At 44.9% G+C, this 12,837-nt stretch carries 14 protein-coding genes and 1 riboswitch; of the genes, 4 read left to right on the forward strand and 10 right to left on the reverse strand.

What is annotated here, in order from left to right; translation table 11 throughout:
* Positions 1 to 123 precede the first annotated feature (123 nt).
* Positions 124 to 1,230, forward strand: coding sequence for a tyrosine recombinase XerS (gene xerS / locus M3629_RS09400; protein WP_251505111.1), 1,107 nt, complete (start codon positions 124 to 126; stop codon positions 1,228 to 1,230).
* A gap of 337 nt (positions 1,231 to 1,567) precedes the next feature.
* Here the strand turns inward: xerS and mobB are convergent, their stop codons facing one another.
* Both mobB and M3629_RS09410 read right to left on the reverse strand, forming a co-directional pair.
* Positions 1,568 to 2,176, reverse strand: a complete 609-nt coding sequence (gene mobB, locus M3629_RS09405) for a molybdopterin-guanine dinucleotide biosynthesis protein B (RefSeq protein ID WP_251505114.1) — start codon at positions 2,174 to 2,176, stop codon at positions 1,568 to 1,570.
* Positions 2,177 to 2,180: 4 nt separating this feature from the next.
* Positions 2,181 to 3,476: a molybdopterin molybdotransferase MoeA gene (locus M3629_RS09410; RefSeq protein WP_251505117.1), complete on the reverse strand. Its 1,296-nt coding sequence runs from the start codon at positions 3,474 to 3,476 to the stop codon at positions 2,181 to 2,183.
* A 182-nt stretch (positions 3,477 to 3,658) separates the two neighbouring features.
* On the opposite strand from M3629_RS09410, the gene M3629_RS09415 reads away from it, so the two are divergent.
* Positions 3,659 to 3,949 carry an HNH endonuclease gene (locus M3629_RS09415; RefSeq protein ID WP_251505121.1) on the forward strand — a complete coding sequence of 97 codons (291 nt, stop codon included), beginning with the start codon at positions 3,659 to 3,661 and terminating at the stop codon, positions 3,947 to 3,949.
* Positions 3,950 to 4,088: 139 nt separating this feature from the next.
* Here M3629_RS09415 and M3629_RS09420 read toward each other — a convergent pair whose 3' ends face one another.
* From M3629_RS09420 to M3629_RS09440, 5 genes are all read right to left on the reverse strand, one after another.
* Positions 4,089 to 4,838 carry a DUF4247 domain-containing protein gene (locus tag M3629_RS09420; protein ID WP_251505125.1) on the reverse strand — a complete coding sequence of 250 codons (750 nt, stop codon included), beginning with the start codon at positions 4,836 to 4,838 and terminating at the stop codon, positions 4,089 to 4,091.
* 11 nt (positions 4,839 to 4,849) lie between these two features.
* A complete protein-coding gene (locus M3629_RS09425) occupies positions 4,850 to 5,356 on the reverse strand; it encodes a DUF4178 domain-containing protein (protein ID WP_145331492.1) in 507 nt (168 codons plus the stop codon).
* Positions 5,357 to 5,387: 31 nt separating this feature from the next.
* Positions 5,388 to 5,789, reverse strand: coding sequence for a DUF350 domain-containing protein (locus M3629_RS09430; protein ID WP_169481008.1), 402 nt, complete (start codon positions 5,787 to 5,789; stop codon positions 5,388 to 5,390).
* Positions 5,790 to 5,884: 95 nt separating this feature from the next.
* Positions 5,885 to 6,556, reverse strand: a complete 672-nt coding sequence (locus M3629_RS09435) for a PspA/IM30 family protein (RefSeq protein WP_251505128.1) — start codon at positions 6,554 to 6,556, stop codon at positions 5,885 to 5,887.
* Positions 6,557 to 6,749: 193 nt separating this feature from the next.
* Positions 6,750 to 7,085, reverse strand: a complete 336-nt coding sequence (locus M3629_RS09440; protein ID WP_251505131.1) for a hypothetical protein — start codon at positions 7,083 to 7,085, stop codon at positions 6,750 to 6,752.
* 154 nt (positions 7,086 to 7,239) lie between these two features.
* Between M3629_RS09440 and M3629_RS09445 the strand changes: the two genes are divergently transcribed.
* Complete coding sequence (locus tag M3629_RS09445; protein WP_251505134.1) at positions 7,240 to 8,058, forward strand: polysaccharide deacetylase family protein; 819 nt, start codon at positions 7,240 to 7,242, stop codon at positions 8,056 to 8,058.
* 131 nt (positions 8,059 to 8,189) lie between these two features.
* On the opposite strand, the gene M3629_RS09450 is transcribed toward M3629_RS09445, so the two are convergent.
* From M3629_RS09450 to M3629_RS09460, 3 genes are all read right to left on the reverse strand, one after another.
* Complete coding sequence (locus tag M3629_RS09450) at positions 8,190 to 8,861, reverse strand: 3D domain-containing protein (protein WP_251505136.1); 672 nt, start codon at positions 8,859 to 8,861, stop codon at positions 8,190 to 8,192.
* Between the two features lie 2 nt (positions 8,862 to 8,863).
* A riboswitch (cyclic di-AMP (ydaO/yuaA leader) is annotated at positions 8,864 to 9,060 on the reverse strand.
* Positions 9,061 to 9,246: 186 nt separating this feature from the next.
* On the reverse strand, positions 9,247 to 9,969 hold the full coding sequence (locus M3629_RS09455) for an amino acid ABC transporter ATP-binding protein (protein WP_123065699.1): 723 nt from the start codon (positions 9,967 to 9,969) through the stop codon (positions 9,247 to 9,249).
* Entirely contained in the window at positions 9,956 to 11,422 is a 1,467-nt protein-coding gene (locus tag M3629_RS09460) for an ABC transporter substrate-binding protein/permease (RefSeq protein WP_154890429.1), read from the reverse strand. Before M3629_RS09460 ends, M3629_RS09455 begins: the two co-directional genes overlap by 14 nt.
* 198 nt (positions 11,423 to 11,620) lie before the next feature.
* Between M3629_RS09460 and M3629_RS09465 the strand changes: the two genes are divergently transcribed.
* Complete coding sequence (locus tag M3629_RS09465; protein ID WP_251505139.1) at positions 11,621 to 12,796, forward strand: M20 family metallopeptidase; 1,176 nt, start codon at positions 11,621 to 11,623, stop codon at positions 12,794 to 12,796.
* Positions 12,797 to 12,837 lie beyond the last annotated feature (41 nt).

The following is a 12,837-nucleotide window of genomic DNA, read 5'->3' on the forward strand; positions in this document are numbered from 1 at the left end:
CAACAAAGTGACAAATCCTAGCCTGTGCATCCTCACGCCTGAACGTTACTCTCAGCATAATCAAACAAGATGACTACATGCAAATTATGGTACACTTAATATACTTGTAGAAAAAATTTTCACATGGAGGTGCCGAACTTGACCAACGTGCAAAAAGAGATTGACCGACGCAAACTTGATGAAAAACTGCCTTCCATGCCCTGGTTTGTTCAGCAATTCATTGACTATAAACTGCCTGATCTGTCTCCGTCTACACTGCTGGAATATTTGAGAGATTATGATACATTTTTCAGTTGGTTGCGCGCAGAAGAGTTGTCCCAAGCCGAGTCGAACCAAGGGATAACATTGACTGAACTGGAAGTGCTGCGTATGGATTCAGTTACTGCGTACCGACTATTCCTGACTACGAGGCGTGAGGGAACGAATTCAAGAATTACGGTTTCACGTAAGCTTTCTTCCCTGCGGTCGCTATTTCATTATTTAAGCCAGATTGCAGAAGATGAAGACTTCTATCCCTTACTTAAACGTAATATCATGGCCAAGATCGAGATCAAACGTACCCATAAACCGAAAGACACTGCCGCGAAACTCAAAGGCAAGATTTTGGAAGAGAATGAATTACTCGAATTTATCGGTTACATTCTTGAAGGTTACGCTACAGATATGCAAAAGAACAAACAAGCTCTTTACTCACATGAGCTGAACAAAGAACGAGATGCCTGTATAGCCAGCCTTATTCTCAACTCCGGTTTACGTGTATCTGAAGTGGTTAACCTGAATGTGGATGACCTCGATCTGGGTAACAAGCTGCTCTATGTTTACCGAAAAGGTAACAACGACGAAACATACAAAACGCCCGTATATTTCAGAGAACAAGCCAAAGATGAACTGGCAGCTTACATGAATCTGCGTCAATCACGTTACCGTACACCCAAACGAGAAAAAGCACTCTTTATTGCACTCCGTAACGGGGAATCCGAAGGCAGTCGAATGACTAAACGTGCAATTCAGGCTATGATCATGAAGTACGCTAAATGTTTTGGCAAACCGTATCTTACCGTTCACAAATTACGCCATTCTTTTGCCACCGACTATTATTTGCAAAATGATATCTACAAAACAAAAGAGCAACTAGGTCACGCTTCTACTGAAACAACCGAAATTTACGCGCATCTGACCGATAAAACGATGTCCGAGGCCATCGAACGTCGCGTGGATGACAACGTTTAAAGCCAGCTAGACTCATATTGTATGTTAAACTTATGCTACGTCTCGATAAATGTATTATTACAAAAGTCTCGCAGACAATTGCACATGTGGTTGACCACTCTTGTCATGAAACAGTGTCCATGTGTTATAAGCGATGAGAAATAGGATCAAAACAAAATGAAGTAACAGGCCATCGAAGAAGAAAAAGGTTTAATTCAGGAAGCTGTTTGAAAGCTGCTTGAAGCTTGATGATGGTTAAACCATTTGACCGATGGCCCTGCCGTTTCGTTTGTGCGTAATGATTTTTTAGAAGTATTGATCAAAAATCAGTTCAATCGGGCGTTATAACTGTTATATATTAAAATGGTTTATCTTCAATCGAAGTTTCGTTTTCGTCATATTTGACATTGGTCAATTGTAACTGAAGCAAAGCCTCCACAATGACTTCACGTTCATGGAAGAGGAAACTGGCCATAGCTTTTTTGCTTATATGCTGGTCCTTTTCAATATGAACATTTAACATTTCCGCTTCTTTCAATAACTCCGGCGCCCAAAAAACAACGCCAACCACCTGCTGAAGCTTACGCACCAAGGTCCGGTCATCGGCTTCACGCACCATCACCAATTTGGGATACGGAGCATTTTTGAAACCTTCAATCACAATCCAGTCATAGTCTGAGAACTGACTTAACATATCGTCAAGCCGGGTGTTGTGCTGCTTGATGATCGCCGTTCTTTTCTCAGACATCACCGCAACAGCTGTCGCACCCGCCTTGCCAAACTGAAACGAGTCCGTACCTTCCTGGTCCATCTCAAAATGGTCATGCCCATCGTGCTTAATCGCAGCCACCTTCAATCCCTTTGAAGCAAGTCCGGCGATTAATGCAGCTGTCATTGTTGTTTTACCTGTATTTTTATATCCTACAACTTGAATGACCTTTGGCTCCGAAGTAGTCTTGTTTTCCATCCCTCTACCTTAGTTGCCCAGTTGGAAGTTTGAGAATTGTGACCTGTTCCCCTGCAGCTATACCCTTTTTATCAGGCGGAATCACAATGAGGCAGTCACTGTCTTTAATGGTAATCATGACACTTGACTCATCCACACGGGATGCAGCTGGAGACGCAAATACTCTTCCGTCTCGGATGATCGTACGTCCACGTACAAAACGAGTGAAATTGTTTACTTTTGCGTAACCATCCTCCAAAATTACATTCCATTCTTCCAAATAAGGATGGGCATCCGCCTGCATCGCACGAAGTGTTGGACGAACAAACAGATTAAATCCAACAAAACACGCACCCGGATTACCTGATAATGCAAATAACAGCTTGTCCTTATATACAGCAGCCGTAGTTACACTGCCTGGACGCATCGTGACTTTGTTAAAGAGAAGTTGCATCTGCTCCTCCAGCACAAGTTCGCCCATAATATCGTAGTCCCCAACGGACACGCCACCTGTTGTTACAACGATATCATTGTCCCTGATCGCTTCCTCCAGTTTCGCCCTGGCTGTATTCACATCGTCTGCGATGGCTCCGTACATGACTGGCTCTCCCCCTGCTTCAACAACCAAAGAGCGTAACATATAGCTGTTGCTGTTGCGGATTCGACCAGGTTGTAACGGCTCATGAACTTCAAGCAACTCCGTTCCTGTAGCAAAAATAGCCACCCTCGGACGTTCAAAGACCGGCACTTCTGCCACACCAAACGTCGCCAGCACCGATTGTTCGCCTGCCCCGATTACAGTACCGGCTTCAATCAGTTGTTGCCCCTCCTGCACTTCAAGTCCGATGGGAGTAATGTTGGCCCCAGACTGGATCTGACGTTTTAAAGCAATCCAGCGCTCACCTTCTTCTTGTTTGCTTTCCGTCATCTCCATCATAACGACGGCATCAGCACCATCCGGTACTTGAGCACCGGTCATGATTCTTGCTGCCGTTCCAGGTGTAATATGATGTTCTGGTGTATATCCGCACGGGATTTCATCAATAACGCGTAACCACACTTGATGATCACTAGCAGCTGACTCAGTATCTGTACTTTGAATCGCGAAACCATCCATACCTGATCTGCGAAAAAAGGGATACGCATGGGGCGCTTCAATCGCCTTAGCAAGTGTGCGCCCATGTGAATCAGCAAGAGGCACATGTTCAATCCGGCCAGCAGATACCTGAGCAGCAATTCTGCTCTGTGCTTCCGGCACTTGTACAGCCGTACGATGGAATTTAGCAGTGTTCATATCATATGAATGGGAACTTTGTTTCATAGTAGCATTCCTCCTGAAGTCTTTTCTCATTTAAGAAAGTGTAGCCCGAATATACGCCGATGACAAGTCGATTGCTCACTGAATCAGAACAGAAAAAATGTATGTTTGATTAGGCCTGAGCAAACAACATGAAATTCCACGCCATTGCACATAATAGCATTCGATAACGGGAGGTGATTACGGTGAATCATTATTGTGAATTATGCGGGAGAGAACCTATTGAGACAACAGTTCATCATTTAACGCCAAAGGAAATGGGCGGTAGCTTTATGCCCACAGCCAATCTATGTATTCCTTGCCACAAACAAATTCACTCGTTATATACCAATCGAGACCTCGTCACGCTGGGACTGACCAATCTGCATTCTCTGCGGACAGATGAACGGATCATTCCTTACCTGCGATGGATACGTAAACAGCCTGCTTCTACGATCCCTCGTGTTCGTAAGTCCCATAACGTTCGCAAATCATAAAAAAAAATAACAGTAACAAGGTGTTCACTGCCGCATTCGCCAGTCTCACCACGTTACTGTTATTTCGTCCTGTATAATAATGATTATCCTTTAAATCACAGTCATTCCTTAAATCAAAACGACCAGGCTCGTTGATAGGTTACCTTCTCCTCATAATCCTGCCGCCACCGACCCTGGTCTTTGGCTTTTTGTAGGATTTTTTTGGTGAATCAAACAAACCTCCCAAGCCTCCGCTACTTTTGTTGCGATCGATGCTTCCTCTACTTTGATCTTTTTTACGGTCAAACAAACCGCTGCCAGAACCAACACTTGTGTCCTTATCACTGCCACGCCGTGTAATAGAGCCTTTTCGCTCGACGGTAATAGGCGGTGCCAGCTTTTTATCATTGCTCGTTGGCGCTCGATAGGATCCCGCACTCGGTTTGTACGTATCCCGTTCCGTGTATCCCCTATAGTTGCCTGAACCGCGTCCACCAAAAGTATCAAACAAATTCCCGATTAACGTTGCCGTCAGATACCCTTGTAAGAAGGAAGAGCTATAGTTCTGACGAACATATTCCTTGGAATCGACTTCGACAAGCGTATCCTCTGGTTTCTTGGGATCTTGCTGCAGGTGATAATATTGGTCTTGATACACCAGGAACATACGCTCTGCATTTTCTGCCGAAATCTGGTCGGGTTTTCGTTGATCGGACAGATCCTTTGCTACTTCAGGAACTGAGCGATCTGCAGCCCGATACACATAAGACGTGGATTGACCGCTGCCACTTACCGATTCGAGAGGATATGTATCCTGTACGGAAGGAGCTGCACCACACGCAGACAGCAGAGACATCACAAGGCTGAGGACCAGCATTAATTTTAATCCATGTGCCAAGCGTTTTTTCATTGGAACCTCTCCTAGTTCGAACGAATCACTTTGATATCCGCAGGAAGAATGGACTCACCCTCGTAAAGGTTAAACCTTCTGTCTTGCCATTCCACACGAAGAAGTTTGTTATCATCCGATTGATACTGCCACACAAGCTGCTCACCAGCCTGACCATAAGGTGTTCTGCCCACAGTCTGAACCATACCTCCGTATTCTTCCTCCAAATGATACACATGATCATCCAGTTCAAGAATGGTTGGCACTTCATCAGGAGCATCCAGTCTCCCATCAATAGGTGTGTACAGGGCGTAACGTGTGATCTCACGCTCCTCCACATGTAAATATCGGAATGAACTACCATCCTGCAGCGTTAATACAACTGCGTTACGAGCCCGATTCTGTACCCTGCCAACCACTTCATAGGTGACCAGAGACACTTCACAGATATCACCAGGGGCAAGCTGGAGCATCGTTTTTTCCGCTTTCGGAGGCTCGGGCTTTGTTAGTATTCCTTTAATACGTTTCCATACACTCATGCCAATTACTCCTGTTCCTTATCTTATCGGCTTACAAGCACGCTGCAATAATCAATGCGCCTACGATATGCAAAGCGCCGGAGAACAAACCATACCCCGTCTTACCTTGCTGTATTCCCGTATCCAGATCCAATGTGGCCCATTTGCGAATCATAAAGTGAACGACACTTTCCAGAATCAATAAAATGATGAAAGATACAACGGAAACAAGCAACGCTTCCCCCAAATGTCCTGCTGTTGAGATAGATGTTGCAAGCACGTAACCTTGCGCAAATAATTTCATCACCATCCGGGTGGTGACCGCCATATTGCCAGCCTTGACTTCAGCAAAATCCTTGTATTTCGTAAAAAGTGAATCTACATACATCAGTACAAACAGCAAAACCGAACCTGAAACTGTCCAGACCAGCATCGCCAAAATGTTCAAATCCATTTACACAGCCTCCACTTATCAACATGATCCGCATTTAAAAGCGAAGGAGAAACGCTGTTCTCCTCCGCTGGTTAACCCTGCTGAACGCCAAGGTGTTAGTTTTTATTCTCGTACTGTTTCATAAGTGCAGCAAGTTCATCCTCAACAGCCGCATCCTTACCAAGTTTCTCGAATTCCTCGTCAAGTGATTTGCCTTTGGAGGACATTTCGTTGCTTGCTTCAGCTTGAGCTTCCATCTGCATCATTTTCTCTTCCATGCGTTTCATGCCTGCACTTGCGGTGTCTGCGCTAAATCCATTCAGCGCTTTATTGATTTCAGTTTGGGCTTTGGCTGCGTTATAACGAGCAACCAGCGTTTCGCGCTTATTTTTCATCTGTGTCAATTGTTTGCGCATCTCATCGAGTTTGCCACGAAGATTGTCTGCGGACGCTTTGTTTTGATCGTAGCTGGCTTTGTATTCCACCATTTTCTCTTCCGCTGCTTTCTTCTCTTCCAAAGCGCGACGAGCAAGGTCCATGTTCTGTGCACGAGCTGCCGTGTGAGCCTGCTCTTCACGTTTCTTCACAAGTGCTTCCTGCTCCTCGAACAATTGCTTGAACTTCTTCTCGATTGCGATTTGTGCGGCTACTGCTTTCTCAGCATCTTCCAGATCCTCTTGCATGTCACGGATATATTGATCCGTCATCTTGATTGGATCTTCAGCTTTGTCGATAATCGCATTGATGTTAGACATGGTCAGGTCACGTAATCTTTTAAAAATGGACATTAGGTTATTCCTCCCAGTGGATTGTGCATTGTATATAAAGATACATACGTTACAATCTGCAACTCGTTTCAATTTTACAAAAAAAAAATTAAAACTTGATGACAACCTCTAAATATAAGGAGGATTACCTCTGAAGTTTATGCTTATCCAGGCACGTGTCGTTTATCCTATAAGATGACCGATTACCAAAACATTACTCTGACTTCTTATTTAAATGTTCATCCACAAGCCTCTCGGCAGTCATTACGATCTCATCGATCTGTACTCGTGTAATGCTATCAAAATGGATGCCCATTATAACAGTTACCGTAACTTTCAGTTGCAAGGCCGCCTTGCGGGCTAGCCGCTCACATAACTCTTGTTCCTTATGTCCCGGGATATGGACCGTCGTTCCACTAACCCGATCATGGTCAACATAGAACGTAGCTACAGCCCCGATATGAACTTTACCCCCTGTAACGAGAAATACCTTGTCCTGCCCTGCGTCAAAAACCTCTAAACGAATGGATTTCAAATCATATGTACTCATCGTCTCTCCACCTATCCTTCTCTATATGTTATATATGGTGGAATTATGGCTTTCATGCCCTGATGATGCAATGAAACTTCTCACACACGCATAAAAGAAACAGGTAACGGGCATACCATAGAGAACGCAATTTTGGAAAAAGGAGGCCGTTAACATGCGAATACGCCTCGTCATGCTCGCACTCGTTACTATTATATGCTCTGGGGTTTATACAGCTCCTTTAGCCCCTGCGCCTGTGTCTGCTACTTCATCTGAGGAACCTTCTTCAACCCTCAGTGATACACCGGCGTCTGGGTCAGATGTTAAAGAAGAACAGTTGACTCTAGGTCAACTTCGTCAGAAATACGCGGATACGTTCAAAACCAATGGCCCTTCCACCAAACAAGTTGCGCTGACTTTTGATGATGTACCTGATCCAAGATTTACACCACAGGTACTTGATGTATTAAAAAAATATAAGGTTCGTGCTACTTTTTTTGTTGTTGGCAGCCGTGCGGAGAAACACCCGGACTTGGTAAAACGGATGGTGAAAGAAGGACATATCGTTGGCAATCACAGCTACAATCATCCTGAATTCAGCAAATTATCAATGACTGCCTTTCGCAAACAAATATTACATACCGGTGATATCACTCACCGCCTGACGGGGTATACGCCCAAAATGATTCGTCCTCCGTACGGGGACATTAACGAAGAACAGTTGAGATGGGCTGCAAAACAGCATTACAGCATCGTGAATTGGAATGTGGATTCGCTCGATTGGAAGGGACTAGACAAGGAAAAGGTAAAACATAATATTCTCACCGCGGTGAAACCTGGTTCCATCGTATTACAACATGCTGGCGGCGGTACAGGTTCGAACCTGAAAGGTACAGTAGAGGCTTTGCCTGAGGTTATTGAGGAATTGCGAAACCGAGGATATGAATTAGTTACATTGGACGAGATGCTTAAACTGCCAAAAGAGAAACAATAATTGAAAGAACAGGGTGTCCCTCTACGTCGTCATGAATTATGCCTATCATGATTACGCAAGAAAGAACACCCTGTTTATTAATGCTCAATTCAACTTATGACCTCACATCCATAAATGAGAGGGTTTAAGCCTTATTTTAAAATGTACAACTCAATATCCTGAAAACCAAACGAACTAACGAACTGTTTGCTTCCAGGGATAAAGATGTCAATACGATTTCCCTTGATCGCGCTACCTGCATCCAAAGCCGTTGCTACGAAAGCCTGTTTCGGCAATCCAGGGTGTGCATGCCCTGTCACTAGTACCTTGGTTCCAAAAGGGATAACCTTGGGATCCACTGCGATTGTGCCGAGTTCGAGCGGGTTGCCAAAATAATCAACGGGACCCCATCCACCATTCTCGGAAGCATCTGCGGAATACGCTGTTGCTTTAACACTAAGCGTTTTGCTGTAGTCGAATGTTTTCCCCCAAGCCTGTACCACTTTATTATCTGTATTCACGTCCAGGCTTGCAGCAGTCACCGTTTTTTCCTGCGACTTCGCTTGAACTGGTGCCGCTTCTACTTTGTTTTCGTTACCTGGGATTGTAATTTTCAAACCACCATAGATGTTATAAGGTGAGATGTCTTTATTCGTTTTAATTAATGTGTTCATATCAACGCCGTATTGCTTGGATAAGGTGAAGAAGGTATCCCCTTCTTTGGCCACATGAACGGAATCCGCGTGAGCCGGAACGGCTTGAATGAATAGAATGGATGTCAGTAGTGCGATGGCAGTTTTGGCTATACGTTTCTTGTTATACATGGTCTTCCTCCCTCATGATGCCTGCGAAGTTAGTTGTCGGATTCGGATGGAGGAGCCCACCCTATAGGCTGTACGTGACATGCTGAAGCATTATGTATTCCTAATTCACCCCAAGCAGCATATTTCTCAAATCATTAACTATGTCTGCATTGTTACGTCCCCCGCACTTCCGCTTCGGAAGTTTCGGCAGTCTTGAATATATCACAAATTTGTAACCTTAAGCTGTAGTAAATGTTTCCATTTGGCGTTTTAATTCATTTTACAGGTAACAGAAAAGTTACTTTTTCAGCTCTACCTTTTCTGCAAACAACAAAAAAAGCGTCACCGGATCTTTCGATCCGATAACGCCGTTATTCATTTGATTCTATATACGGAATGGCATGAATTAAAGTACTTTTGCAAGAAAGTCTCGTGTACGCGGATGTTTTGGCGCCCCAAACACTTCATCCGGGGTACCTTCCTCAACGATGACGCCGCCGTCCATAAACAGAATGCGGTCTCCCACCTCACGCGCAAAACCCATCTCATGCGTTACAATGACCATCGTCATTCCGCCTTCAGCAAGACGTTTCATGACTTCCAATACCTCTCCGACCATCTCCGGATCAAGGGCCGATGTAGGCTCGTCAAACAGCATCACATGCGGCTGCATCGCGAGTGCTCTCGCAATGGCAATCCGTTGCTTTTGACCACCGGACAGCTGGTTAGGATATACATCTTTTTTGTCCGCCAAACCCACTGTCTTCAGGAGATCCTCGGCAATTTTGTTGGCCTCATCCGTGGATTGTTTCTTCACCTTGATTGGAGCAATCGTAATGTTTTGCTGCACCGTTTTATGAGGGAACAGATTAAAATGCTGGAACACCATGCCCATCTTCTCACGTGTAGCATTGATGTTATGCTTCGGATCGGTAATCGAAACACCTTCGAAATCGATCTGTCCCGATGATGGCTGTTCCAACAGGTTCAGACAACGCAGAAATGTACTTTTACCCGAACCGGAAGGACCAATAACTACAACGACCTCACCTTTGCCGATCGTTACGTCGATGCCTTTCAGGACATCATTTTTACCATATGATTTGTGTAATTGCCTAACGTCTATCACTTGCACCCAACTTCCTTTCCAATCGTCCGAGCAGCTTGGACAGAATAAATGTCATCACAAAGTAAATCGCTGCCGCAATAATGAACGGGTTCAGACCCTGGAATGTGAGATTTTTGACTACACTTGCTTGATACATAATATCCACCATACCGATGACCGAAATAATGGATGATTCTTTAATAATCGTTACGAACTCGTTACCGATGGCTGGCAAAACGGCCTTGAAGGCCTGTGGCAGAATAATGTAACGCATCGCTGCGCCTCTGCCCATACCCAATGAACGGGCTGCTTCCAGTTGACCACGATCAACGCCTTGAATACCGGCACGGAAAATCTCGGCGAGATACGCACCGCTGTTAATGGAAAGCGTCATAATCCCTGCTTGAAGTGCTGAGAAGTTAATGCCAAAAGTTAGCGACACCCCGTAATAGATAATCATAAGTTGTACCAGCATTGGCGTCCCGCGGATCACCTCTACATAAGTTGTACCAATCCAGCGAAGAATCGCCATATTATGAAGACGGAACAGGCAAATAATCAGACCGATGATGACCCCGAATATTACGCCTAGCGCTGACAACAGGAGCGTGTAACCGATACCTGTTGCATATAAGCCTTTGTATTCCCAGAACAATTGAAAAATGTTTTGAGATTTATTGACTTTGTCAGCCATCAGGAGACTTGCTTCTGTAACCATCTGGTTGATCTTGTCTTCGCTTTTCAAGCGGTCCAAGGTTTTGTTTACAGAGGCTAATAACTCCGTATTGCCCTTACGAATCCCGACAGCGGCTTCAGCCTGTTCTTCGTCAGGAACTGCTGCCGCAAGACCGATAATGTCATCCAGGTAACCAGCGGCTACGGTATCTTCTACAATAGCTGCGTCAACGCGTTTCGTTTGCAGTTGTAGCACGATGTCGGAGATTTTATCCAGTGAAGTCAGCTTTGCACCAGGAATCTTCTGTCCGATGGTTTCTTGAATGGATCCCTTTTGCACGCCAATCTTGACATTTTCCAGTGATTTCATGTCCGGATATTTGTCTTTGTCGACATTACGAACCATAATCACTTGTTTGGATTTGTAATACGTATCTGAGAAATCAATGCTTTTCTTACGCTCATCTGTCGGCGTCATGCCTGAGACGACCAAGTCTACACGACCACTCTGAAGTGCGGGCAAAAGTCCGTCGAAGCCCATATCCTCGATAACGAGTTCAGCTCCAAGATCCGCCGCAATTTCTTTGGCAATCGCAATATCAAATCCGACGATTTCGTCTTTACCATTGATGACTTTGTGGAACTCATACGGTGCAAAATCGGCACTTGTACCGAGCACCAGTTTTTTACCGCCTGAGCTGTTGTCTGTCGTTCCACTCGCCAGCGCCGCAGGTGCAGCCGCCGTCAGAAAAAGAAGGAACGTTAACAACATTACGGTATAACGACTTATTAATTTCAACCTTGTTCTCCCCTTACAATGCTATAATTACGATTACATACTGATTCGTCAGTCATGTTGATGACTGAGTCATTATAAAGTACAATGCATGATTATGCAATGCATTTTCAAGATCAAATCTTGACTTGTTTCTGAAAAAATACTGCAAACATGTTATACTCATGGAGTTATTTTCATTTTTGCCTAAGGAGTTTAGCCATGACAACAAATAAAACCCAAATTTTTAACGTTATTGATCAATATGCTTCCCGTTTCAAAGACATTTCATCATATATCGGAGCTCATCCTGAACTTGGAAATGAGGAATATCTTGCTTCTGCCCGCTTGAAGGAAGAATTGTCTTATCATGAGTTCAAAGTACAAGCTCCGATTCTCGGACTGGAAACAGCTTTCATCGGTACTTATGCTTCGAGCAAGCCAGGCCCGACCATTGCCCTATTATGTGAATATGATGCTTTGCCCGAAATTGGTCATGCTTGCGGACATCACCTGATCTGCATGATGAGTCTTGGCGCAGCCGTTGGCCTGAAAGCCATTGTGGACGAAGTCGGCGGAACGATCAAGGTGTTTGGTACACCTGCAGAGGAGACACGCGGGGCTAAAGTTCCAATGGCGGAAGCGGGGTTATTCGACGACTGTGATGTCGCACTGATGGCCCATCCATTCTATGCTTATGAAAAATCAGGCAGCTCCCTTGCAATCGATGCCGTACAGTTCGAGTTCCATGGTAAATCCTCACATGCGGCAGCCAGCCCACATGAAGGTATTAATGCCCTCGATGCGGTTATCCAAACATTCACCGGAATTAATGCGTTTAGACAGCAGGTGAAAAGCACCGTCCGTATTCACGGCATCATAAATAGCGGCGGACAAGCAGCTAACATTATCCCGGACTATGCATCTGCTCAGTTTTACGTGCGTGCCGCCACACGCAAAGAACTGAACGTTCTAACCGAACGTGTCGTTCAGATTGCACAAGGCGCTGCACTTCAGACCGGATGTAAACTCGTGACATCCAACTACGAAACATCCTATGATGAGATGGTTACAAATGAGACCTTCTCTGACGCGTTCAGTCAGAATTTAATGGAACTCGGCATTCCACAGGAAGAAATCGTCAGTGGAAACGACCATGGTTCGATGGATATCGGTAATGTTTCCCTGAGATGCCCGGCGATTCATCCTTATATCCGTGTCGTTGATGAAGTTCATACCCTGCACTCCGTTGAATTCCGTGATTTGGCGTTGCAAGAACGCGCGCTGGACGGCATGATTTTGGGAGCCAAAGCGCTCGCCGCTACAGCTTATGATGTTCTAAGCAAGCCTGAACTGTTGCAAGCCATCCGTAAGGAATTTGACCAAATTACTCGCTAAGTGATTCCGGAGTAACAACAAAAGCCGCAGTTATTAAACTG

The sequence above is a fragment of the Paenibacillus polysaccharolyticus genome, from assembly GCF_023714295.1.
In the GTDB taxonomy this organism is placed as follows: Bacteria; Bacillota; Bacilli; order Paenibacillales; family Paenibacillaceae; genus Paenibacillus; species Paenibacillus polysaccharolyticus_A.

Coding starts and splice junctions, on each gene's coding strand:
- xerS (WP_251505111.1), top strand. CDS start 124: ATGGAGGTGCCGAACTTGACCAACGTGCAAAAAGAGATTGACCGACGC.
- mobB (WP_251505114.1), bottom strand. CDS start 2,176: ATGGAAAACAAGACTACTTCGGAGCCAAAGGTCATTCAAGTTGTAGGA.
- M3629_RS09410 (WP_251505117.1), bottom strand. CDS start 3,476: ATGAAACAAAGTTCCCATTCATATGATATGAACACTGCTAAATTCCAT.
- M3629_RS09420 (WP_251505125.1), bottom strand. CDS start 4,838: ATGAAAAAACGCTTGGCACATGGATTAAAATTAATGCTGGTCCTCAGC.
- M3629_RS09425 (WP_145331492.1), bottom strand. CDS start 5,356: ATGAGTGTATGGAAACGTATTAAAGGAATACTAACAAAGCCCGAGCCT.
- M3629_RS09430 (WP_169481008.1), bottom strand. CDS start 5,789: ATGGATTTGAACATTTTGGCGATGCTGGTCTGGACAGTTTCAGGTTCG.
- M3629_RS09435 (WP_251505128.1), bottom strand. CDS start 6,556: ATGTCCATTTTTAAAAGATTACGTGACCTGACCATGTCTAACATCAAT.
- M3629_RS09440 (WP_251505131.1), bottom strand. CDS start 7,085: ATGAGTACATATGATTTGAAATCCATTCGTTTAGAGGTTTTTGACGCA.
- M3629_RS09445 (WP_251505134.1), top strand. CDS start 7,240: ATGCGAATACGCCTCGTCATGCTCGCACTCGTTACTATTATATGCTCT.
- M3629_RS09450 (WP_251505136.1), bottom strand. CDS start 8,861: ATGTATAACAAGAAACGTATAGCCAAAACTGCCATCGCACTACTGACA.
- M3629_RS09465 (WP_251505139.1), top strand. CDS start 11,621: ATGACAACAAATAAAACCCAAATTTTTAACGTTATTGATCAATATGCT.